Annotated in this window: 20 protein-coding genes and 1 tRNA gene; 15 read left to right on the top strand and 6 right to left on the bottom strand. The window is 56.2% G+C overall.

The annotated features are described in order from the left end of the window. Window positions 1-5: 5 nt before the first annotated feature. Window positions 6-2,660: a pyruvate dehydrogenase (acetyl-transferring), homodimeric type gene (gene aceE, locus ACWWD9_RS10860; protein WP_013441491.1), complete on the bottom strand. Its 2,655-nt coding sequence runs from the start codon at window positions 2,658-2,660 to the stop codon at window positions 6-8. Window positions 2,661-2,904: 244 nt separating this feature from the next. On the opposite strand from aceE, the gene ACWWD9_RS10855 reads away from it, so the two are divergent. Further along, window positions 2,905-4,368: a M17 family metallopeptidase gene (locus tag ACWWD9_RS10855; RefSeq protein ID WP_455867019.1), complete on the top strand. Its 1,464-nt coding sequence runs from the start codon at window positions 2,905-2,907 to the stop codon at window positions 4,366-4,368. A 40-nt stretch (window positions 4,369-4,408) separates the two neighbouring features. Further along, window positions 4,409-5,080, top strand: coding sequence for a Crp/Fnr family transcriptional regulator (locus tag ACWWD9_RS10850; protein ID WP_015829521.1), 672 nt, complete (start codon window positions 4,409-4,411; stop codon window positions 5,078-5,080). A gap of 9 nt (window positions 5,081-5,089) precedes the next feature. On the opposite strand, the gene ACWWD9_RS10845 is transcribed toward ACWWD9_RS10850, so the two are convergent. From ACWWD9_RS10845 to ACWWD9_RS10825, 5 genes are all read right to left on the bottom strand, one after another. Continuing rightward, window positions 5,090-6,796: a potassium channel family protein gene (locus ACWWD9_RS10845; RefSeq protein WP_013441494.1), complete on the bottom strand. Its 1,707-nt coding sequence runs from the start codon at window positions 6,794-6,796 to the stop codon at window positions 5,090-5,092. Between the two features lie 28 nt (window positions 6,797-6,824). Continuing rightward, window positions 6,825-7,199 (bottom strand): DUF6394 family protein, encoded by a 375-nt coding sequence (locus ACWWD9_RS10840; protein WP_013441495.1) that lies wholly within the window; start codon window positions 7,197-7,199, stop codon window positions 6,825-6,827. Window positions 7,200-7,250: 51 nt separating this feature from the next. Continuing rightward, complete coding sequence (locus ACWWD9_RS10835; protein ID WP_455867018.1) at window positions 7,251-8,258, bottom strand: CYTH domain-containing protein; 1,008 nt, start codon at window positions 8,256-8,258, stop codon at window positions 7,251-7,253. Next, complete coding sequence (locus tag ACWWD9_RS10830) at window positions 8,251-8,883, bottom strand: nucleotide-binding protein (protein WP_455867017.1); 633 nt, start codon at window positions 8,881-8,883, stop codon at window positions 8,251-8,253. The genes ACWWD9_RS10835 and ACWWD9_RS10830 overlap by 8 nt, the downstream gene beginning before the upstream one ends. Window positions 8,884-9,051: 168 nt before the next feature. Then, on the bottom strand, window positions 9,052-9,504 hold the full coding sequence (locus ACWWD9_RS10825) for a SixA phosphatase family protein (RefSeq protein ID WP_455867016.1): 453 nt from the start codon (window positions 9,502-9,504) through the stop codon (window positions 9,052-9,054). A gap of 80 nt (window positions 9,505-9,584) precedes the next feature. Between ACWWD9_RS10825 and ACWWD9_RS10820 the strand changes: the two genes are divergently transcribed. From ACWWD9_RS10820 to nuoH, 13 genes are all read left to right on the top strand, one after another. Further along, complete coding sequence (locus ACWWD9_RS10820; RefSeq protein WP_455867015.1) at window positions 9,585-10,550, top strand: hypothetical protein; 966 nt, start codon at window positions 9,585-9,587, stop codon at window positions 10,548-10,550. After that, window positions 10,543-12,249, top strand: a complete 1,707-nt coding sequence (gene recJ / locus ACWWD9_RS10815; protein WP_455867014.1) for a single-stranded-DNA-specific exonuclease RecJ — start codon at window positions 10,543-10,545, stop codon at window positions 12,247-12,249. Before ACWWD9_RS10820 ends, recJ begins: the two co-directional genes overlap by 8 nt. A 49-nt stretch (window positions 12,250-12,298) precedes the next feature. Beyond that, window positions 12,299-13,054 carry a triose-phosphate isomerase gene (gene tpiA, locus ACWWD9_RS10810; RefSeq protein ID WP_013441501.1) on the top strand — a complete coding sequence of 252 codons (756 nt, stop codon included), beginning with the start codon at window positions 12,299-12,301 and terminating at the stop codon, window positions 13,052-13,054. Between the two features lie 50 nt (window positions 13,055-13,104). After that, on the top strand, window positions 13,105-13,455 hold the full coding sequence (gene secG / locus ACWWD9_RS10805) for a preprotein translocase subunit SecG (protein WP_015829528.1): 351 nt from the start codon (window positions 13,105-13,107) through the stop codon (window positions 13,453-13,455). A gap of 29 nt (window positions 13,456-13,484) precedes the next feature. Next, window positions 13,485-13,569: transfer RNA gene (locus ACWWD9_RS10800), tRNA-Leu, on the top strand. A gap of 55 nt (window positions 13,570-13,624) precedes the next feature. Further along, window positions 13,625-13,981, top strand: coding sequence for an NADH-quinone oxidoreductase subunit A (locus ACWWD9_RS10795; RefSeq protein WP_015829529.1), 357 nt, complete (start codon window positions 13,625-13,627; stop codon window positions 13,979-13,981). A 133-nt stretch (window positions 13,982-14,114) separates the two neighbouring features. Next, complete coding sequence (locus tag ACWWD9_RS10790) at window positions 14,115-14,591, top strand: NuoB/complex I 20 kDa subunit family protein (RefSeq protein WP_013441505.1); 477 nt, start codon at window positions 14,115-14,117, stop codon at window positions 14,589-14,591. Window positions 14,592-14,595: 4 nt separating this feature from the next. Continuing rightward, window positions 14,596-15,192, top strand: a complete 597-nt coding sequence (locus ACWWD9_RS10785) for an NADH-quinone oxidoreductase subunit C (protein ID WP_013441506.1) — start codon at window positions 14,596-14,598, stop codon at window positions 15,190-15,192. Further along, complete coding sequence (locus tag ACWWD9_RS10780) at window positions 15,185-16,438, top strand: NADH-quinone oxidoreductase subunit D (RefSeq protein WP_013441507.1); 1,254 nt, start codon at window positions 15,185-15,187, stop codon at window positions 16,436-16,438. Before ACWWD9_RS10785 ends, ACWWD9_RS10780 begins: the two co-directional genes overlap by 8 nt. Beyond that, complete coding sequence (gene nuoE / locus ACWWD9_RS10775; RefSeq protein ID WP_013441508.1) at window positions 16,438-16,911, top strand: NADH-quinone oxidoreductase subunit NuoE; 474 nt, start codon at window positions 16,438-16,440, stop codon at window positions 16,909-16,911. The genes ACWWD9_RS10780 and nuoE overlap by 1 nt, the downstream gene beginning before the upstream one ends. Then, the gene (gene nuoF, locus ACWWD9_RS10770; protein WP_013441509.1) at window positions 16,911-18,230 is read left to right on the top strand and encodes an NADH-quinone oxidoreductase subunit NuoF; all 1,320 of its coding nucleotides are present in this window, start codon (window positions 16,911-16,913) and stop codon (window positions 18,228-18,230) included. Before nuoE ends, nuoF begins: the two co-directional genes overlap by 1 nt. A 118-nt stretch (window positions 18,231-18,348) precedes the next feature. Then, on the top strand, window positions 18,349-20,733 hold the full coding sequence (nuoG, locus tag ACWWD9_RS10765) for an NADH-quinone oxidoreductase subunit NuoG (RefSeq protein WP_455867013.1): 2,385 nt from the start codon (window positions 18,349-18,351) through the stop codon (window positions 20,731-20,733). Beyond that, a complete protein-coding gene (nuoH, locus tag ACWWD9_RS10760; protein ID WP_455867012.1) occupies window positions 20,730-21,761 on the top strand; it encodes an NADH-quinone oxidoreductase subunit NuoH in 1,032 nt (343 codons plus the stop codon). The genes nuoG and nuoH overlap by 4 nt, the downstream gene beginning before the upstream one ends. The last annotated feature ends 6 nt before the right edge of the window (window positions 21,762-21,767 follow it).

Here is a 21,767-nt window from a genome sequence, read left to right as displayed (position 1 = left end):
CTGAATTAAAGAGTCACCGGGTTTGGACGGGTGATATCGATGTTGTATTTCTTGATCGCTTCCGCGGCCTTGGCTGCAGGCAGCTTGCCTTCGTCAGCCAGCGCCTTGAGGGCGGCCAGCACAACGTAGTAGCGGTCCACTTCGAAGAAGCTGCGCAAGGCTTCACGCGAATCCGAACGGCCGAAACCATCGGTACCCAGCACGACATAGCGTTGCGGGATGAAGTTGCGGATCTGGTCAGCAAACGAACGCATGTAGTCGGTGGAGGCAATGACCGGGCCTTCGGCCTTGGACAGTTGCTGTGCCACATAGCTTTGCTTTTGCTTCTTTTCCGGATTCAGCAGATTCCAGCGCTCGACATCCAGGCCTTCACGACGCAGCTCGGTAAAGCTGGTGACGCTCCAGATATCGGCAGAAACGCCCCAGTCTTTTTCCAGCAATTCGCCAGCGGCAATTACTTCACGCAGAATCACGCCGCTGCCCATGAGTTGTACTTTAGGGCCCTTGGCTTTGGATTTGCTGAAGTTGTAGATGCCTTTGAGGATGCCTTCTTCAGAACCCTTGGGCATGGCCGGATGGCTGTAATTTTCGTTCATCAGGGTGATGTAGTAGTACACATCTTCCTGGTTTTGCACCATGCGGCGCAGGCCTTCCTGAATGATCACGGCCAGCTCGTAGGCAAAGGTCGGGTCATAGGAAATGCAATTCGGCACAGTGGCAGACATCAGATGGCTATGACCATCTTCGTGTTGCAGGCCTTCGCCATTCAGTGTGGTGCGGCCAGCAGTGGCGCCGAGCAGGAAGCCACGGGTACGGCTGTCGCCAGCGGCCCAGGCCAGGTCGCCAATACGCTGGAAACCGAACATGGAATAGAAGATGTAGAACGGGATCATCTGCACGCCGGTCACGCTGTAGGACGTGCCCGCCGCAATCCAGGACGAGAATGAACCGGCTTCGTTGATGCCTTCTTCCAGAATCTGGCCGTCCTTGGATTCCTTGTAGAACATGACCTGGTCAGCATCCTGTGGCTCATAGAGCTGGCCCAGGTGCGAGTAAATGCCCAGCTGGCGGAACATGCCTTCCATACCAAAGGTGCGGGCTTCATCCGGCACGATAGGTACCACGAATTTGCCCAGCGTCTTGTCACGCACCAGGGTGGAGAGAATGCGCACAAAGGCCATGGTGGTCGAGATTTCGCGCTCACCGGTGGCACCCAGCATGTTTTCAAAGGCGGAAAGCTCAGGCACGGTCAGTTCGTTGCCCTTGCGGCGGCGCGATGGCACAAAACCACCCATGGCTTCGCGACGCTGCTTCATGTATTGCATTTCCGGACTGTCATCTGCCGGCTTGTAGAAGGACAGGTTTTCTACCTGTTCGTCGGTCAGCGGCAGATCAAAACGATCACGGAACGCCTTCAGGGAGGCAATATCCATGCTCTTCTGCTGGTGGGTCGTGTTATGACCTTCACCAGCTTCACCCATGCCGTAGCCCTTGACCGTCTTGGCCAGGATCACGGTAGGTTGGCCCTTGTGGTTAACGGCAGAATGGTAGGCCGCGTACACCTTGTGTGGGTCGTGACCACCGCGATTGAGGCGCCAGATGTCCTCATCGGACATGGCCGCGACCATTTCCTTCAGCTCGGGATACTTGCCGAAGAAATGTTCGCGGGTATAGGCGCCACCCTTGGCCTTGAAGTTCTGGTATTCGCCGTCCACGGCTTCTTCCATGCGCTTCTTGAGCAGGCCGTCCTTGTCCATGGCCAGCAATGGATCCCAGTAGGAACCCCAGATCACCTTGAGCACATTCCAGCCGGAACCGCGGAAATCGGATTCCAGTTCCTGGATGATCTTGCCATTGCCGCGCACCGGACCGTCCAGACGTTGCAGGTTACAGTTGATGACGAAAATCAGGTTGTCGAGCTTTTCACGGGCGGCCAGCGAAATCGCACCCAGCGATTCCGGTTCGTCCATTTCACCGTCGCCGCAGAATACCCAGACCTTGCGATCGGAGGTATCGGCAATGCCGCGGTCATGCAGGTATTTCAGGAAGCGTGCCGTGTAAATGCCCTGCAATGGGCCCAGGCCCATGGACACCGTGGGGAATTGCCAGAAATCTGGCATCAGCCATGGGTGTGGGTAGGAAGACAGGCCATTGCCGCCGGTTTCCATACGAAAATTGGATAATTGTTCTTCAGTAATGCGGCCTTCAAGGAAGGCGCGGGCATATACCCCAGGGGACGAGTGACCCTGGAACAGCACCAGATCGCCGCCGAATTTATCGGAAGCGGCGCGGAAAAAGTGGTTGAACCCGGTGTCATACAGCGTGGCAGCAGACTGGAAGCTGGCAATGTGGCCGCCGACGCCAGGGGATTTTTCATTGGCGCGCAATACCGTCATGATTGCGTTCCAGCGCACCAGTGCGCGGATCTTGCGCTCCATGGCGGTGTCGCCAGGATGCTTGGGCTGCAGGTGGGCTGGAATGGTGTTAACGTAGGCCGTGGTGGCATTGTACGGAAGGTATGCGCCTGAGCGTCTTGCCTTGTCTACCAGGGTTTCGAGCAAAAAGTGCGCGCGTTCTGATCCCTCGTTCTCAAGTACCGCATCGATGGCTTCCAGCCACTCGTGGGTTTCTTGAGGGTCAATATCGGGGGTTAATGCCATGTGAGAAGTCTCCGGGAAACTTTTGTCTATGCTGTAGGTATAATCAGCCAAGGACTTATTGTTGTGCTTGAACTGAAGCTTGAGTGCCGAGGCAGTTTTTGACTGACTGACTTAAGGCGATATATTGGCTTTTTTGACTATTTTGGTCAAGTTAAGCATCTCCAGTAGATTTAAAACTTCTGCTGCTAAGTGCCCGCAAAATCTGAAAAATTTGTAACAAACTGTATACATTCCAAGAGGGTTTATGGCCATCCAATTAAAGCAAAATGCGGCATATGCTGATGCCAGCCAGCTTAACAACGCGACGCATATCCTGTTTGTACTCCCCGCCAAGCGGCCGCAGGATCTCCCTCATGCATCGGTGCTGGATGCCAGAATGAAGCGGCAGCGCAGTCTATATGCTGAGCTTGCCAAGTCCCCCTTGATCGCCGACTTGCCTGAAGGCGCCAGGGCAAGTTGGGTCGTGCTTGAGCAAAAGCAATCTGTGTTCCAGCGGCACACCCTGTTGCGCAAAGCGGTCAAGCCGCTGCTGGATGAGTCGCCAGCGCAATTGGTGATTGCGGTATATGGTGACGCGGAAGAGGCCGCGCAGGCAGCTGCAGAGGCTTTATATGTCACCGAAGTGAATGCGGCCGTGCTGCCCACCCGCAAATCCAAATCAAAAAAACATGCGCTCAAGACGATTCATCTCTATGGACACAAGCGTGCCGACAGCTTTGCGGCGGTGCGTGCGCGTGCCCAGGGCAATATTCTGGTGCGCCAGCTCACCGTGTTGCCACCGAATGAACTGACGCCCGCCCTCTATCGGGACCGTATCGCCGAGTTGGCAGCCAAGCATGGCTGGGACCATGAGAGCTTTGACATGAAGAAGCTCGGCAAAATGGGTGCCGGGGCATTTGTGGCTGTGGGCCAGGGTTCAGACCCGCAAGACGCCGCGATTGTGCATCTGCGCTATAAACCCAAGCATGCCAAAAAGCGCATCTCACTGGTGGGCAAGGGCATCTGTTTTGATACCGGCGGCCATAACCTCAAGCCTGCACGCTACATGAATGGCATGCATGAGGATATGAACGGCTCCGCCGTGGTGCTGGGGACCCTGCTTGCCGCTACCGAGGCGGGCTTGCCTGTGGAAATTGATGCCTGGCTTGCCATTGCGCAGAACCACATCGGTCCGCGAGCGTATAAGCAGAATGACGTCATTACCGCGCTCAACGGTACCACCATCGAGATTGTGCACACCGATGCCGAGGGCCGCATGGTGCTGGCGGATACGCTTACGTTGGCTTCACGCCAGAAGCCGGACTTGATGATCGACTTTGCCACGCTGACCGGCAGCATGGTAACAGCGGTGGGCAATCGCTACAGCGGTGTGCTGGGCAATCGCCCCGATATGCTGTGCCACGCGGTGGCGGCGGGTAACGAGGCGGGCGAGCGCGTGTGTGCATTCCCGTTCGATGCGGATTACGAAGAAGAGCTGGATAGCGATATTGCCGATATCAAGCAATGCACGCTGGATTCGGATGCCGATCATATTATTGCGGCGCGTTTCCTCTCGCGTTTTATCGAGGGCGATATTCCCTGGATGCATGTAGACCTCGCTGCCGTGAATCGCAAGGGCGGGCTGGGTGCCGTGGCTACCGATACCACCGGTTTCGGGGTCGGGTTTGCACTGAATGTGATAGCGGCGTTTATGGCGACCAAGGCATGAGCGCCGGCTGCAGGCATCACTAGATAGGACGCGGGCAGCCATGGCACACATCAAACCCATTACGGATCTGGACTGGTTGGTGCAATTCCCCGCGCTGATGGCACTGGAGCCCGAGGCGCGGAGCTTGCTGCTGAAGCATGCGCGCGTGGTCGAAGCCCCGGTCGGCACCATAGGCTATGAAGAGGGTACCCCTTGCCACGCTTATGTGCTGAGATTGGCGGGTCAATCGCGCGTGTTCAAACTTTCCAGCAGCGGCCGGGAGATTTTGCTGTACCGCGTGACGGGTGGCGAAACCTGCGTGCTGACTACCACCTGTCTGTTGGGTTCCAGCGACTATCCGGCATCGACCATCGTGGAGGAGCCGATACGCGACATCCTGGTGCCGGCCGCTGCCTTTCACGAAATGATGCTGGAGTCACGCGTGTTCCGCCGCTTTGTCATGGAAAACTATGGCGCCCTGATCAGTGACCTGATTGTGCTGCTGGATGAAGTGGCTTTTCATAGCCTGGACGCCAGGCTTGCCAAACTGCTGCTGGAGGAGCCGGGTGACCAGGTGCGTCGTACCCATCAGCAGCTTGCGGATGAACTGGGCACGGCACGTGAAGTGGTGAGCCGCCAGCTCAAGCGCTTCGAGCAAAAAGGCTGGCTGGCGCTGGGGCGTGGCAAACTGGAATTGCTGGATCGGGCTGCGCTGGAGCGCATGATTCATTAAGCCGTGTTTTTATACGGAAGCGTTGTGCGCGGATTTGCGGCGTTTGATCTGCCGCCACAGCCAGCTATCCGCCAGCTGCTGGTCATGCAGCATGTAGCGCATGGTTTTGAAATCTCCCAGCGCGTAAGTCGTGGTGCTCTTGGCGTTGTCATGGCCGCAAAACAGGATGCGGTCTCCGCGTTCAAGTGGGGTAGTGGCTTCTGGCAGCAGTAGCGGCTGATGGTTGCGTAATATCATCAACGGCACAATCGGCAGACTGGTTTCCCGATGATGCGGATTGCGCAGGATGTCCGCCAGCGTAATCGGTTCATGCGCCAGCATGTGGAACAGGGCGGGCGTGTTTTCCTGCGTAATGCTGATGGCCCAGGTTTCCGGCACATTTTCGCCCACGGTTTCCACCAGGCGCTGTATCAGGCTGTTGGCCCAGACATTGGTTTGCAGCCGGACTAGGCTGAGGAATTGCGCCAGCAGCGGTGAAATCATGTTGGCCAGGCATTCATGCGCAATGATGTCGCTGGGTTCCATGGTGATGTCGGCCTTGAAGTGCTCAAACAGCGCGGCGTTAAAGCGCTTGTTCTTGCGCAATACCACAAACAGATCCGGGTTCATCTCGCGCGCGGTCATCACGATAGACAGGTTGTTGATGTCGTCATTGGTGCCCGCCACGATACCCACCGCTTCATGCACCCCTGCCTGTTGCAGTGTCTCCTTCTCGGTGCCATTGCCCACGATACATTCCTTGCAGCCAGTACGCTCCGGGTCAGCCTCGATGATGGTGGTGACGATGTGCTCAAGCTCCAGATTCTGCACGACCGAACGGCCAAAGCGGCCATAGCCGCAAACGATCCATTTGCCGATGGGCGGGCAGATCGGCGATTTCAGGCTTTCCCCAGGCACGCCGGTCAACCATTCATGCAGCAGGTAAGTGCCAATGGCATGCACTTCCATCGCCAGATGATCGCCAAAAATCGTGTAGGGATTGATGATGTGGTCGGTGCCAAACGAGGCCATGTTGGACGCCGTCTGTTCGGTTTCGGCGCGCCCCAGCACGCGTAACTCCGGGCTGATCAGCTTCACTGCCACGGCAATGGCGAGATTGGCATGATCGTCATTGGTGAGCGCGGCCACTCCCTGGCACATCGGGTTTTTCAGCCCGGCACGCAGCAGGGTTTCGGGCAGCTTGGCATCCGCACACAGGTTGGGGATATCAAACTGGTAATCTTCCAGCTCCAGCTCATTGATGCGCTCCTGCTCCAGCTCGATCACCACCACGCGCACTTCATTTTTATCCAGTGCCCGCACCAGCAGGCTGCCGGTTTCGCCATAGCCGCAGACGATATAAAACGGTTCCATCAGATGGTTGACCTCACGCGCAAAGCGCGAGGTGGTAAAGGCCTGGCGCAAGCCTGGGTCCTGAAACAGGGTAATGATCTTACCGATGGCGTAAAACCAGGGGATCACCGTGAGGTAAATCGAAAACGACATCCACATGCGTTGTGCAGTGGAGTAAGGGAATGGTACTTCACCAAAGCCTATGGTGGTGGCGGTATAACTGATGACGTAAAACGCTTCAAAAATGCTGAGCCGCCATGGGTGACCATCCGGGTCAACGCCTGGCATGAGCGACATGCCGGCGACCGCGATGGTGTAGCTGACAATAACCGCGATGATAGGCAGGCGCATGCGCCTGAGAATCAGAAACAGGATGTTGTTCACGGCGTGGCGGCTTTGTGCTTGCCTTGGCCTAGCGCTTGATCTGGATGGTTTCTGCAATCAGCAGAACCACGGAGGTGATGTTGGCAAGCAGTGCGCCGCCCGAGAGCGAGACCACACTGACGATAACGCTGGGGTCATCACCCTGCGTGCCTGCTGCTGCCCAAAGGATAGCCGCGGCAATCAGTTGCAGATCCGCGACCAGGCTGGTGGCCAGGTGAATGGCCCCAATATGCGTGCGGTCGCCGAACTTGAGCACGGTGGCAATCAGATTCACCACAATCGCGACATACAGCTCATAGGCGTGGTGATGGTGCGGGTTATCAATGTCGCCGATAAAAAAGCCGAAATTCAGCGTCAATGCCAACAGGATAAAAAAACCGAAAATGACTTTCTCGAGATTCATGGTGTTCCCTTGTGCTGATGAGGCTAAAAGCGGTTGCCCATTATGCAGAGCTTACCGGGGCTGGACAAGCGTTGCCTGGGCCAGCAGCCAGGCGCCGGTTTGCAGCAGCAGGCGCTGGCATCGCTGGCTATGCAACAGCGTGTGGATGTGATGCGCTGCTGCTTGGTCATCCGGCTGCGTGGCATGGGCCGTATCCTGCAGCCAGTGGTATTCGGTCAGCAATGCAGCAGGCGTGGGTTTGAAGAGCTGCAATACGCTGAGCAGGTATTGCAAGGTGCTACGGATCTCGGCGATGGCATGCTGCTGGAGTTGAGTGTCGTCTGCTTCCAGCAAGGCTTGCTTGCTTTGTACTTGATGCAAGCATGCCCACACCAGTTTGGTCAGCGCCGCTTTATCCAGAGCTTGCGGCAATTCCAGCGCCAGGGTGGAAAACGATGGCGGCAGCGTGCGGTAGTGTCCATAACCGCGCTGTGCCTTGCTGATGTTTTCGATGGTGAGCGGAATATCTGCCTGCAAAGCCAGCGCCAGCGAAAATACCTGTGCGGCATCGCCACTTTTCAGTTCGATCTCGACTTCGCTGATGGTTTCGCGAATATGGCTGCCCACTTGCAGCTCGCCCAGATCAAAAGCCACTTCCAGCGCCGTGCCGTCAGGCATGCGCAGTTGCCATTCGGTGCGTTCCACATCCGTCACGAACAGGGGCTGCAAGGCATCGCGCAATTGCCGGTCGGCAAATATGGCAGCCAGCGCGGGTTCGGTGATTTTGCTGAAATCAGGCTCGCTGCCGCTGATAATGTCTTCCCATTCCATGCGCTGATGGAGGCCGGCGACGGAGGAGCCCGCGGCTTTTACCGCCTGAAACCAGCCGCCGGACATGCTGCGCACGCGCAGGCTGATTTCGGTATCCAGCAAACGCAGGTCGGGGGTGTCGAAGTACGTGCTGATGAGCTGGCGCGTAAGCGGGCCATGCTCCAGTCCATTTGCCAGCGCTGGGTGATTGAACAGGCGCGTTGTATCAGCCGCGTCTATGCGCAGCTTCAGTTCTATTTCATTAGGCATTGCGGTCTGCGTTCACCAGCCAGTGCAGCAACGGCGCCCATTGCTGCAAATCACGGGTGACCTGCGATGGGCGAATGTCAAACAGGCTGGCGCCTTGTTCGGCGACCAGTGCATAAATCTGCGCATCCCGCAGGTTGCCCATGACGGGGAAGCCGCTTTTATCCAGATAGCGCTGCAAATTTGCCGCCGAACGAGTACGGCTGTCGATGCGCATGCCGACGACAGCGACAAAGGTACGCTCCTTGCGCACGGCTTTTTCTTCGCGCAGGGTTTCCAGAAATTCCTGGCTGGCGCCAATATCAAATGCCGAGGGCTGGATGGGTACAATCACCCAGTCGGCTGTTTTTACAGCGTCGGTGAGCTTGTCGCCGCGCAGGCCAGCGGGAGAGTCGATGATGGTCCAGTCTGCACTCAGGCTGTCTGCGTGTCTGCCGCGACCATCCATGCCATGAATCAAGGGGAGTTGACTCGGTCTGCGCTCCAGCCATTGCAGGGAAGATTGCTGCCTGTCCATGTCCGACAGCACGACATGGCGTCCACGGCTGGCAAAGTACCCGGCAAGATTGGTGGCCAGTGTGGTTTTACCGCTGCCTCCCTTGGGGTTGGCGATCAGTACTGTTCTCAAATTTCAGTCTTCCTTGTTTGCCGGTCTGTTGTGCCAGCCAGTGGCTGACCACATTATTCTGCGCGGCATTTCTTCTTGTGTCTGTTTATGCTTGAGCGCTTGATTTTGCATGCTGAGCGTTATGGGATGCAACCAACAGGCTAGAGATATCTCTCAAGGTAACGCGTTTTATAGATGATCCGGCGAAATAACCGCACGCAAAATCGTCTGGTCCTCATGGGCGCGCTGGCGATTGCTCAGCCACCAGATATTGCCTTTCTTGACGCACCAGTACTGAATTTTTCCGCTCATGGCCAGCGCAGCCGCCATGCCCAGCGAGGGTTGATGCCCGACGACCAGCACGGCCCCCTGAGCCTTGGGCCAGCCGGCGGCTTGCAATACATCATGCGGAGCGGCGCCAGGGGCGAGGGCGTCGATTGTCGTGAAATCCATCCCCAATGCCAGCGCAGTTTGCTGGGTGCGCGTCGCTGGGCTCACGATAATGCGGGTAGCGGGGGGCAGGTGCTGGCGTAACCATTCGCCCATGACAGCGGCCTGTTTTTTACCATTGGCCGTGAGGGCGCGTGTGATGTCTGGTGAGGTGTCGTCTGCTTCGGCATGACGCCATAAAATGAGATCCATATAGCGTATCATTCTGTTAAGTTGAATATATCTTAGCGCCTGCACGGCGTATAACAAAGTGACATCTAAGTGAACCTGAAGTGAATCTCCAGATTTTCCTGAAAACACCGCACACATTAATGACCATGAGTCCCGCCGTGGTGGCGACCTTTGAGCGTTTGCTGGCGGTGGGTCGACGTGAATTCCTGACGACGACCATTGATGAGATATTGTGCAGCAGCGCGGGTCTTGCCAGCCAGCAAGACTGGCCGCTAGCCTCATTGGCGGCGCTGGCTGACGGCCTTTCATTGCCGACCGAGTATGTGTTTTTTGCCCAGCCTGTGCATCTGCAACTGCAGCGCGACTCTTTTACGATTGCCGGGCCTGAGGCCTTGTCGCTGCAAAAAGCAGAGGCGGATAGCTTGCTGACTTTATTGAATGAGCATTTTGCGGAGCAGGAACTTAAGTTTGTGCAGAGCCCGCATTGCGCTGATCGCTGGTATTTGCAGGTGCAAACGCCGCCGCATATTCAAACAACCCCGGTCGATGTGGCAGTGGGGCGCGATATTCGCAGCCTGTTGCCGCATGGGCAGGATGCGGCTTTCTGGAATGCTTTTTTGAATGAAGTGCAGATGTTGCTGTTCGAGCATCCGCTTAATCAGGCGCGCGAGGCGCAGGGCGCATTGCCGGTAAGCGGCGTGTGGGTCTATGGCGGCGGCGTCTTGCCATCGAAAGCAACCGGCGTCTTGCCCCTGCTCTTTGCTGAGGATGCCGTGGCGCGTGGTCTGGCTACCCTGCAGGCAGGCGAATGCCATGCGGTGCCGCAGGATATGCGCGAATTGCTACGACATGAAGCGACGCAGGCCTGGCTGGTTCCGGTTGAATCGGCAGCCGCGGTGGTGAATGGATTGCCCATGCTATGGCAGGCGCTACGTCGCGGGGGGCTAAGTCAGCTGGAATTGAATATTGCTTTGGGAGATCGGGTATTGCAGTGTCGCGTGAATAAATGGGATACCTATCAATTCTGGCGTAAATCCAGACCGTGGACGGAGGTGCTTGGTGGTTAATATTGTGAGACGCGAGCCTGACGAGGCTGCTGCTTCCACGCTGGTAGCCAGTGGCTTGTCGCCATTGCTGGCGCAGCTGCTTGCGGCGCGCGGAGTCAAAACGCCAGTGCAGCTTGAAGCCTCGCTCGCCGGGCTGATTCCTCCAGATCGTCTGACCAATAACACTCGCATGGCGGCTTTGCTGGCAGATGCGATTGTCGCAAAGCGCTCTCTGCTGGTTGTCGGCGATTATGATGCGGATGGGGCAACCGCCACCGCCGTGATGGTGCGCGGCTTGCGCATGCTGGGCGCGGTAGTGGATTTTCTGGTACCTAATCGCTTTGAGTATGGCTACGGCCTGACGCCGGAAATTGTGGAGCTTGCTGCCCAGTCGAAACCGGATTTCATCATCACCGTGGATAATGGCATTGCCAGCGTCGATGGGGTGGCGCGTGCTAATGCCCTGGGCATGTCCGTACTGGTGACGGATCACCATTTGCCCGGCGACCATGTGCCGGCAGCCGCCTGCATTGTGAATCCCAATCAGCATGGCTGCGATTTCCCCAGCAAGCATCTCGCTGGCGTGGGCGTGGCGTTTTATGTGATGTTGGCTTTGCGTGCCGAGATGCGGGCGAGAAGCTTGTTTGAGGGCAAGGCTGAGCCGAATTTGACTAGTCTGCTCGACTTGGTGGCCTTGGGCACGGTGGCTGACTTGGTCAAACTGGATGACAACAACCGCATTCTGGTTGAGCAGGGGCTGCGCCGTATTCGTGCCGGTCAGTGCAGCCCGGGTATTTTATGGCTGATGCGTCTGGCGGGCCGTGAGCCCGCCTCAAGTTGCGCGCAGGATCTTGGTTTCAGCGTGGGGCCAAGGCTGAATGCGGCAGGTCGCCTGGATGACATGACGCTGGGCATCAGCTGTCTTCTGGCTGAGGACGATCAGTCAGCCCATGCCATGGCCCAGCAGCTGCATGCCCTCAACCATGAACGTCGCAGCATAGAGGCGGATATGCAGGAAAGTGCGCTGGCTGAGCTGGATGGCCTGGATGCGGAAGGCCGCTACAGCCTGAGTTTGTATCAGCCGGACTGGCACCAGGGGGTGATAGGCATTCTGGCATCGCGCATCAAGGAGCGTTACCACCGTCCGGTGATTGCATTTGCCCAGGCAGGCGATGGGGTGCTCAAAGGTTCGGGGCGCTCCATACCCGGGTTGCATCTGCGCGACGCGCTGGATCTGCTGTCCAAGCGTGAGCCTGATCTGATACTCAAGTTTGGCGGACATGCCATGGCGGCCGGGTTGAGTATTCGCGAAGAGGATATGGAGCGTTTCCGGCTGGGGTTCGAGTCGGTGGTGACAGGGTTGCTGACCCCGGCGGATCTGGAGTCGATTATTGAAGTCGACGGCGCGCTGGCGCTGGATGACATGCACTGGGATGTAGCGGTGGCACTGCAGCGCCAGGTGTGGGGGCAGGGATTTCCTCCACCCATGTTTTGCGACGATTTTGAGGTGGTGGCGCAACGGATTGTCGGTGGCAAACATCTCAAGCTTACTTTATCGACCCGTGGACGCGCCGTGGATGCGATATTTTTCCGGCAGGAGGAGTTTTTGCCGCAGTATGTCACGGCGGTGTATGAATTGCAGACCAATGCCTTTAACGGCGCCCGCAACGTACAGTTGCTGATCAAGCACTGGCAGCCTGTGGCGGCGCAGTCAAATTGACTGCCGAGCAGGCTGCACGGTACCATTCGGAAAATTTTTAGGTATTCATATGCGTCGTAAGCTGGTGGTCGCTAATTGGAAAATGCATGGCGACCTTGCGCAAAACAAGGTGCTGTTTGATGCATTCAGGCAGCGGCTTGATCATTTGACCTCGGCCGATTTTGCCGTCTGCGTGCCATACCCTTATCTGTTTCAGGCGCAGCAGGAGCTGCAGGGCAGCCATATTGCCTGGGGCGCACAGAATGTTGCCAAGCATGAAGTCGGAGCATACACCGGAGAAGTCAGTGCGCGCATGCTCAAGGACTTTGGTGCCAGTTATGTGATTGTGGGGCACTCCGAGCGCAGTACCGCCTATTGCGAAAGCGACGAGAATATTGCCGCCAAATTTGTGGTGGCGCGCAAATCGGGCATCACGCCTGTGCTTTGCCTGGGAGAAACCCTGGCCGAGCGCGAGTCCGGCCTGTGTCATCAAGTGATTGCCAGCCAGATTGATGCCGTGCTGAAGACGGTGGGGGCTGGCGTGTTTGCACATGCGGTTGTTTCCTATGAACCGGTATGGGCTATCGGCACGGGTTTATCTGCAACACCGGAACAGGCGCAGCAGGTACATGCGTTTATCCGTGATAGAATCGCCGCGCTGGATGTGCATGCGGCAGAAACCGTAAGAATTCTGTATGGGGGTAGCGTAAATCCCCTAAATGCGTCACAATTATTCGTTATGCCGGATATAGACGGCGGTTTGATTGGCAGATGTTCATTGAATGCCAACGATTTTGAGGAAATTTGTCGCGCTGCTTGTCAGTAGATTTGATAAAATCAAACTAAAGCTGACTTAAGCAGTGGATTTGAGAGAACATGGAAACTTTAGTATCAATTGTGCACGTATTGGCTGCACTCGGTGTTATCGGATTGGTATTGCTTCAGCACGGCAAGGGTGCTGATATGGGCGCTGCTTTTGGTAGTGGTGCTTCAGGCAGCCTGTTCGGTGTTAGCGGATCCTCCAACTTCATGAGTCGTGCCACCGCTGTTTTTGTGGCCATCTTCTTTGCTACCAGCTTGACCCTGGCTTACATGTCTAGCCACCGCACCCAAGGTTCAAGCGTCGTCAAGCTCCCAACGAATTCTGTTGTTGCACCTGGCAAGGCAAGCGAAAGCGCGCCAGCCAAACCTGCTGAATCCTCACCAGCAAAGGATGTGCCGCAGTAATAGTTGTATTGGCTTTAGCAGCCAGACTTGCCGTCGTGGTGGAATTGGTAGACACGCTATCTTGAGGGGGTAGTGTCGAAAGACGTATGAGTTCGAGTCTCATCGACGGCACCAATAATTAAAATACTCAATCACAATTAGGTGCATTGAGTTAAATTGGGGCGTGAACATGCTGGAAAACTACTTTCCTATATTACTGTTCATCATCGTCGGTTTAGCCGTCGGTATAGCCCCTATTGTCCTTGGCAAAGTGGTGGCCCCCAGCCGCCCTGACGCCGAAAAAAATTCTCCCTATGAATGCGGCTTCGAAGCTTTCGAAGACGCTCGCATGAAATTCGACGTACGTTATTACCTCGTCGCTATCCTCTTTATCCTGTTCGATCTTGAAATCGCTTTCCTCTTCCCCTGGGCCGTTGTGCTGCAGGAGATTGGTCTTTTCGGTTTTATTGCCATGCTGGTTTTCCTGGGAATTCTGGTGGTGGGTTTCGTCTACGAATGGATGAAGGGGGCGCTCGAGTGGGAATAAACCTCAATCGCTGTCCTGATAATGTGCCATTGGCGGCGCATGTTCAGTCCGCTGCCTTGCTATCCATTACGCATATTGTTATCGCTCTGCTACCTGCTTTATGGCAAGTAGATGCCGACTACGGGGTCTCTGCATGAGTATTGAAGGTGTACTGGAAAAAGGGTTTGTCACGACCACGCTGGATACGGTCATCAATTACACGCGCACGGGTTCGCTGTGGCCGATGACGTTTGGTCTGGCGTGCTGTGCGGTGGAGATGATGCATGCGGGCGCATCCCGTTATGATCTGGACCGGTTTGGCATTGTATTCCGCCCAAGCCCCCGCCAATCCGATGTGATGATCGTGGCAGGCACTCTGGTCAATAAAATGGCGCCTGCGCTACGCAAGGTGTATGACCAGATGGCCGAGCCGCGCTGGGTCATTTCCATGGGCTCCTGTGCCAATGGCGGCGGTTACTACCATTACTCGTATGCTGTTGTTCGCGGCTGTGACCGTATCGTTCCTGTCGATGTATATGTGCCAGGTTGTCCACCGACAGCCGAGGCGCTGCTCTATGGCATCATCCAGTTGCAAAACAAAATCAAGCGTACCAATACTATCGCCAGGTGATCACATGAGCTCCCGTCTGCAACAACTTACCGCCAATATCGAGTCGGCGCTTGGAGACAAGCTGGGCCGTCTGGTGAGCCATGTCGGCGAATTGACGATTGAATGCTCGGTTGCCAATATGCTGGACGTCTGTCTTATCCTGCGAGACCATCCTTCGCTCAAGTTTGAACAGCTGATTGATCTCTGTGGCGTCGACTATGCCGAGTATGGGGAGGGCAGCTGGAGCGGGCTGCGTTTCGCCACGGTCTACCATTTTCTTTCCATCAGCTTGAATCAGCGTGTACGTTTGCGGGTATTCGCAGCAGATGATGATTTTCCCGTACTTCCTACGCTGGTGGATATGTGGCCGGTTGCCAACTGGTTTGAACGCGAGTCCTTCGACCTCTACGGCATCATGTATGAAGGCCATCCTGATTTGCGCCGCCTGCTCACCGACTATGGTTTTGTAGGCCACCCTTTCCGCAAGGATTTCCCGATGATAGGCAATGTGGAAATGCGCTATGACCCTGAGCAACAGCGCGTCATTTATCAGCCAGTGACGATTGATCCCCGCAACAACGTGCCACGTGTTATCCGTGACGAGGGCTTCCATCATGGCTGAAATTCGTAACTACACCATGAACTTCGGTCCCCAGCACCCGGCTGCGCACGGCGTGCTGCGACTGGTGCTGGAGCTGGATGGCGAAGTTATCCAGCGGGCGGATCCGCACATTGGCCTGTTGCACCGTGCGACGGAAAAACTGGCCGAGAATCGCACCTATCTGCAGTCCGTGCCTTATATGGATCGCCTCGACTATGTGTCGATGATGGCGAACGAGCATGCCTATGTCATGGCGATTGAAAAGCTGCTTGGACTCGAAGTCCCCATCCGCGCGCAATACATCCGCGTGATGTTCGATGAAATTACCCGTGTGCTGAATCACCTGCTGTGGCTGGGTGCGCATGCGCTGGACGTGGGGGCGATGACGGTGTTCCTGTACGCATTCCGCGAGCGTGAAGACCTGTTTGACTGCTATGAAGCCGTCTCTGGCGCTCGCATGCACGCTGCTTACTACCGGCCTGGCGGTGTCTATCGTGATTTGCCAGCCCGTATGCCGCAATACGAAAGCTCGACGGTACGCGCCAAGGATGAAATCAAGCGCCTCAATGAAAATCGCCAGGGCTCCTTGCTCGATTTCATTGAAGACTTTACCAACCGCTTCCCTGGGTATGTGGACGAATACGAAACCCTGCTGACCGATAACCGTATCTGGAAGCAGCGCACCGTCGGTATCGGCGTGGTAACGCCTGAGCGTGCACTGGCACTGGGCTTGTCTGGTCCGATGTTGCGTGGCTCGGGTTTCGCCTGGGATTTGCGCAAGAAACAGCCTTACGAAGTCTATGACAAGATGGATTTCGATATCCCGGTGGGAGTGAATGGTGACTGCTATGACCGTTACCTGGTGCGTATCGAAGAAATGCGCCAGTCCAACCGCATCATCAAGCAATGCATAGACTGGCTGCGCAAAAATCCTGGCCCGGTGATTACCGACAACCACAAGGTGGCACCGCCCGCCCGTGAAGGCATGAAGCAGGACATGGAATCGCTAATCCACCACTTCAAGCTGTTTACCGAAGGCTTTCATGTGCCCGCCGGAGAAGCCTATGCTGCGGTGGAACACCCTAAGGGGGAGTTTGGCATTTACCTGATTTCGGATGGAGCCAACAAGCCTTATCGTTTGAAAATTCGTGCGCCTGGTTTTCCGCATCTGGCAGCGCTGGATGAAATGACGCGCGGCCACATGATTGCCGACCTGGTGGCCATTATCGGTACACAGGATATCGTTTTCGGGGAGATTGATCGCTAATGTTGTCTCAGGAATCCCTCGCCAAGATAGATCGCGAATTGACCAAATACCCGGCTGACCGTCGTCAGGCAGCCGTCATGTCCGCCTTGCGTATTGCCCAGGATGAAAAAGGCTGGTTGTCCAAAGATACAGTGGCCTTTGTGGCTGAGTATCTGGGTATCCCGCCGATTGCCGCTCTGGAAGTCGCCAGTTTCTACAATATGTATGAACTGGAACCGGTAGGGCAGTACAAGATCACCGTCTGTACCAATATCTCCTGCATGCTGCGTGACTCCGATGTCATTGTGGACCATTTGCAGGAGCGCCTCGGTATCGGCTTCAACGAAACCACGCCTGATGGCAAATTCACACTCAAAGAAGGCGAGTGCATGGGCTGTTGCGGCGGTGCGCCTTTGTTCCATATCAACAACAAGCGCATGTGTGAATTCCTGACCAAGGAAAAAGTGGATGCGATTCTGGAGGAGTTGAAGTAATGGCTGCTTTTGATACGCCTGTTCAACATCGCTCCGACAAGGAAACTCTGGTCTGCCTGCGCACGCTGGGGCAGCCTGATCCCGCATCGCTGCAAGCCTATCTGAATGTGGGCGGCTACAAGCAATTGCAACGCCTGGTGCAGGATAAGGTGAAAGCCACCGACGTCATCACTCAGGTCAAGCTTTCCGGTCTGCGCGGCCGCGGTGGCGCTGGTTTTCCTACCGGTCTCAAGTGGAGCTTCATGCCGCGTTATTACGATGGCACCAAGTATCTGGTATGCAATACCGATGAAGGCGAGCCCGGTACCTTCAAGGACCGCGACATCATCCGCTACAACCCGCATCAGCTGATCGAAGGCATGGCCATCGCTGCCTATACGCTGGGTGCGCGCGTCGGCTACAACTACATACACGGTGAAATCTGGCAGGACTACGAGATATTCGAGCGTGCGCTGGATGAAGCGCGTGCTGCTGGCTTCATAGGCGAAAACCTGTTCGGCACCACCTTCAGTTTTGATCTGTTTGCCGTGCATGGCTATGGCGCTTACATCTGCGGTGAAGAAACCGCACTGATCGAATCGATCGAAGGCAAGAAGGGCCAGCCGCGTTTCAAGCCGCCATTCCCCGCCAGTTACGGCGTGTTCGGCAAGCCGACCAATGTCAACAATACCGAGTCCTACACATCGATACCCTGGATACTTGAGCATGGCGGCGATGCCTTCCAGGCGCTGGGTGTGCCAAACTCAGGCGGCACCAAGCTGTTCTCGGTGTCCGGCCATGTTGAGCGCCCAGGCAATTACGAAGTGCGTATGGGCATGCCATTTACCGAACTGCTCGATATCGCCGGTGGCGTCTGGAAAGGTCGCCAGCTGAAGGCCGTGATTCCTGGAGGCCCATCGACGGCCGTCATGCCCGCTGCCGCCATCATGGGTGCGACCATGGATTACGATGGCTTGTCCAAGGCAGGTTCAAGCCTGGGTGCAGGATCCATGATCGTGATGGATGAAACCACCTGCATGGTGAAAACCCTGAAACGTCTCTCGTATTTCTTCTATGAAGAATCCTGCGGTCAATGCACGCCGTGCCGTGAAGGTACAGGCTGGCTTTACCGCGTGGTGAAACGTATTGTCGAGGGTGAAGGTCGCATGGGCGATCTTGATCTCCTGACCGATGTGAGCAGCAATATCTCCGGCCGCACGATTTGCGCGCTGGGCGATGCCGCTGCTACGCCGGTGCTCAGTTTCATCAAGCATTTCCGTCCCGAATTCGAATATTACATTCAGCATGGCAAGTCCATGGTGACGGGCAAGGCGGAGTGATGGTCATGACCACGTACACATGTAATTTCAGTCGTGATAAAGCCAGCCAGCTGGCGTTCTTGCGTGTGCCCGGGGTTGAACATGGCTTTTCAGTGTTAGGCTTTTCAAGGTTAGTACCATGCTGAATATAGAGATAGACGGCAAAGCCGTAGAAGTCGATCACGGCACCACGATCATCGATGCAGCGGACAAGCTTGGCATTGCCATTCCGCGTTTCTGCTATCACAAAAAACTCTCCGTAGCCGCCAATTGCCGCATGTGCCTGGTGCAGGTCGAGAAGTTTGCAAAGCCTTTGCCTGCCTGCGCAACCCCGGTTGCTGATGGCATGAAAATTTTCACCCGCTCCAAAGCCGCCGTGGAAGCACAGAAAAGCGTCATGGAGTTCCTGCTGATCAATCACCCGCTGGATTGCCCGATTTGCGATCAGGGCGGCGAGTGTGACCTGCAGGATATCGCCGTTGCTTACGGCGCCCCCGCTTCGCGCTATGCCGAAGAAAAGCGGGTGGTACTGAACAAGAATATCGGCCCATTGGTCTCTACCGACATGACCCGCTGCATTCAGTGCACGCGCTGCGTTCGCTTCCTCAAGGAAGTCGGCGGCATGATGGAACTGGGCATGGTCGGCCGTGGCGAGCATGCCGAGATTACTGCTTATGTCGACAAGAGTGTCGACTCTGAACTATCCGGCAACATCATTGATTTGTGCCCCGTGGGCGCACTCACCAGCAAGCCATTCCGCTACAAAGCCCGTACCTGGGAACTGACGCGCCGTCCTTCCATTGCACCGCATGATGGTCTGGGTTCGCAGATCGAAGTGCATATCAAGGATGGCAAAGTGCTGCGCGTACTGCCGCGCGAAAAAGAAAGCATCAATGAATGCTGGCTGTCTGACCGTGACCGTTTTTCCTATGAAGGCCTGAACAGCCCCGACCGTCTGACCGTGCCTATGATCAAGCATCATGGTGAGTGGCACGAAACCGATTGGAAGACAGCACTGGAATTTGCAGCAGGCCAGCTCAAGGACATTACCAATGCCGATGGCGGCGAGCAGCTGGGCGTGCTGGTTTCACCCAACAGCACCATGGAAGAGGCCTACCTTGCCAAGCAGATTGCGCATGGCCTGGGCTCCATCAATATTGATTATCGCCTGCGCCAGACCGACTTCCGCCTGGATGGCAAGCGCATGGGGACGCCGTGGATGGGCTGCAATATCCCTGACCTGCAAGAGATGGATCGCATCCTGGTTATCGGTAGCAATCTGCGCAATGAGCACCCGCTGCTGGCAAATCGTATTCGTAAGGCAGTGGCCCAGGGCGCCGAGCTGTCGCTGGTCAACCCGATGGATGATGATCAGTTGATGGCCGTCAAGCACAAGGCGATCTGCACCCCGAACGATATGGTCAACGTGCTGGCGCAGATACTGAAAGCCATGTCAGGCTTGCAACGCCTGTCGCTGTGTTTGCCAAAGTCACTTAATGATCTGCTGGAAACCGTCCGCGTGTGGGATAACTCGCAAGCCATGGCAGAAAGCCTCGCCGGTTTGGGCAAGGAAGTCGACCTCGTCAGCCCGCGCACCGGTATTTTCCTGGGCAATATTGCCCAAAGTCATCCTCGCTTTACCGAGCTTTATAGTCTGGCTGAAGCCATTGCATCGCTCTGCGGCGCTACCTTTGGCATCCTGTCGCCAGCAGCCAATAGCACCGGTGCCCATCTGGTGGGCGCCCTGCCAGGCGAGCACGGCCTGAATGCCAAAGCCATGCTGGAGTCACCTCGCAAGGCTTACCTGCTGGTGAATGTGGAGCCCGAGCTGGATTGCCATCATGCTGCGCAGGCCCGCCAGGCCATTGCGGAAGCCGAATGCGTGATCGCATTGACAGCATACAAATCCGAGGCGCTGGAGCATGCCGATGTGCTGCTGCCAATTGCCCCATTTACCGAGACCTCCGGCACCTACATGAGCATGGAAGGGCGCGTGCAGAGTTTTACCGCGGTGACCAAGCCCTTGGGCGAATGCCGTCCGGGCTGGAAGGTATTACGCGTGTTGGGCAATACCCTGGGCTTGTCCGGTTTTGATTTTGATAGCAGTGAGCAGGTTAAAAACGCGATTTTTGGCGGTCAGAAACCTTCTACTGTGGTCTGGAATTCGCTCAATAACAATCTGCGCGAGCTGATCGAAATTCAGGTCAAGATCAAATCCAATGTCTTGCAGCGCCTGGGCGAAGTACCGCAGTTCCAGTCCGATGCCATCGTGCGTCGCTCACCGCCATTGCAGAAAACCCGTGCCGTGCAGGCTCCGGTAGCTGCCATGCATAGTCAGCTGCTTACAGAGCTGGGCCTGGACGATGGTGAAATGGTCACCGTGAAGCAGGGGGTGGCAAGTGTGCTGCTTAAAGCCAAGCGTGATGATGGCCTGCCACATGGCGTGGTGCGCGTACCGACCGCTCTGCCTGTAACCAGCCTGCTGGGTGATCTCATGGGTGAAATCGAGGTGACACGCGCATGATCGCCTTTATGCAAAATCTGTTGGGTCCCGCGTGGCCCGTGGTCTGGACCCTGGTCAAGATCATTGCCATCGTGGCCCCCATCATGGGCGCGGTGGCTTACCTGACCCTGGCTGAACGCAAGGTGATTGGCTTCATGCAGGTGCGCATGGGCCCTAACCGTGTGGGCTATTTTGGCCTGTTGCAGCCGATTGCCGATGGCCTGAAGCTGCTGATGAAGGAAATCATCATCCCTTCCGCGGCCAATAAAACCTTGTTCCTGCTGGGACCCGTGCTGGCGATTGCGCCTGCGCTGGCGGCCTGGGCCGTGGTGCCGTTTGATGTGGACATGATCCTGGCCGATATTGACGCTGGCTTGCTGTATATCCTCGCCATGACTTCGGTGGCCGTATATGGCGTGATCATCGCCGGTTGGGCATCCAACTCCAAGTATGCCTTCCTTGGCTCGCTTCGCTCGGCGGCCCAGATTGTTTCCTACGAAATCGCCATGGGCTTTGCACTGGTAGGTGTGCTGATGTGTGCCGGCAGCCTGAATCTGGGCAAGATCGTGGTCGCGCAGGCGGGCGGGTTCTGGCAATGGTACTGGTTGCCCTTGTTCCCCTTGTTTATTGTTTACTTTATCAGTGCAGTTGCGGAAACCAATCGCGCCCCATTTGACGTGGCCGAAGGCGAATCAGAAATTGTCGCGGGTTTCCATGTGGAATACTCGGGCATGGCGTTTGCCGTGTTCTTCCTGGCTGAATACGCCAACATGATACTGGTCTGCATGCTGGCGGCCATCATGTTCCTTGGTGGCTGGCAGCCTCTGCTTGACGTAGCGCCTTTCAACATGATCCCGGGCTTACTGTGGCTGATCATCAAGGTGGCGCTGCTGTTGTTCTTCTTCCTTTGGTTTCGGGCTACTTTCCCGCGTTATCGCTATGACCAGATCATGCGACTGGGCTGGAAGGTGTTTATTCCTATCACGCTTGTTTGGATCATCGTGGTTGGCGGTCTGATGCAGACCCCGCTGGCCTATCTGTTCCACTGAGACCAT

It is taken from the genome of Methylovorus sp. SPW-M1 (genome assembly GCF_053848825.1).
Note: the sequence above shows the minus strand (reverse complement) of the source record. Positions and strands in the feature narration are given on the sequence as shown.

Bases quoted from the DNA above. Each gene is read 5' to 3' on its own strand.
- ACWWD9_RS10825 (WP_455867016.1), bottom strand. From the start codon at position 9,504: ATGGATCTCATTTTATGGCGTCATGCCGAAGCAGACGACACCTCACCA.
- ACWWD9_RS10840 (WP_013441495.1), bottom strand. From the start codon at position 7,199: ATGAATCTCGAGAAAGTCATTTTCGGTTTTTTTATCCTGTTGGCATTG.
- nuoF (WP_013441509.1), top strand. From the start codon at position 16,911: ATGGCTGCTTTTGATACGCCTGTTCAACATCGCTCCGACAAGGAAACT.
- ACWWD9_RS10795 (WP_015829529.1), top strand. From the start codon at position 13,625: ATGCTGGAAAACTACTTTCCTATATTACTGTTCATCATCGTCGGTTTA.
- ACWWD9_RS10835 (WP_455867018.1), bottom strand. From the start codon at position 8,258: ATGCCTAATGAAATAGAACTGAAGCTGCGCATAGACGCGGCTGATACA.
- secG (WP_015829528.1), top strand. From the start codon at position 13,105: ATGGAAACTTTAGTATCAATTGTGCACGTATTGGCTGCACTCGGTGTT.
- ACWWD9_RS10850 (WP_015829521.1), top strand. From the start codon at position 4,409: ATGGCACACATCAAACCCATTACGGATCTGGACTGGTTGGTGCAATTC.
- nuoG (WP_455867013.1), top strand. From the start codon at position 18,349: ATGCTGAATATAGAGATAGACGGCAAAGCCGTAGAAGTCGATCACGGC.
- ACWWD9_RS10790 (WP_013441505.1), top strand. From the start codon at position 14,115: ATGAGTATTGAAGGTGTACTGGAAAAAGGGTTTGTCACGACCACGCTG.
- tpiA (WP_013441501.1), top strand. From the start codon at position 12,299: ATGCGTCGTAAGCTGGTGGTCGCTAATTGGAAAATGCATGGCGACCTT.
- aceE (WP_013441491.1), bottom strand. From the start codon at position 2,660: ATGGCATTAACCCCCGATATTGACCCTCAAGAAACCCACGAGTGGCTG.
- nuoH (WP_455867012.1), top strand. From the start codon at position 20,730: ATGATCGCCTTTATGCAAAATCTGTTGGGTCCCGCGTGGCCCGTGGTC.
- ACWWD9_RS10780 (WP_013441507.1), top strand. From the start codon at position 15,185: ATGGCTGAAATTCGTAACTACACCATGAACTTCGGTCCCCAGCACCCG.
- nuoE (WP_013441508.1), top strand. From the start codon at position 16,438: ATGTTGTCTCAGGAATCCCTCGCCAAGATAGATCGCGAATTGACCAAA.
- ACWWD9_RS10855 (WP_455867019.1), top strand. From the start codon at position 2,905: ATGGCCATCCAATTAAAGCAAAATGCGGCATATGCTGATGCCAGCCAG.
- ACWWD9_RS10785 (WP_013441506.1), top strand. From the start codon at position 14,596: ATGAGCTCCCGTCTGCAACAACTTACCGCCAATATCGAGTCGGCGCTT.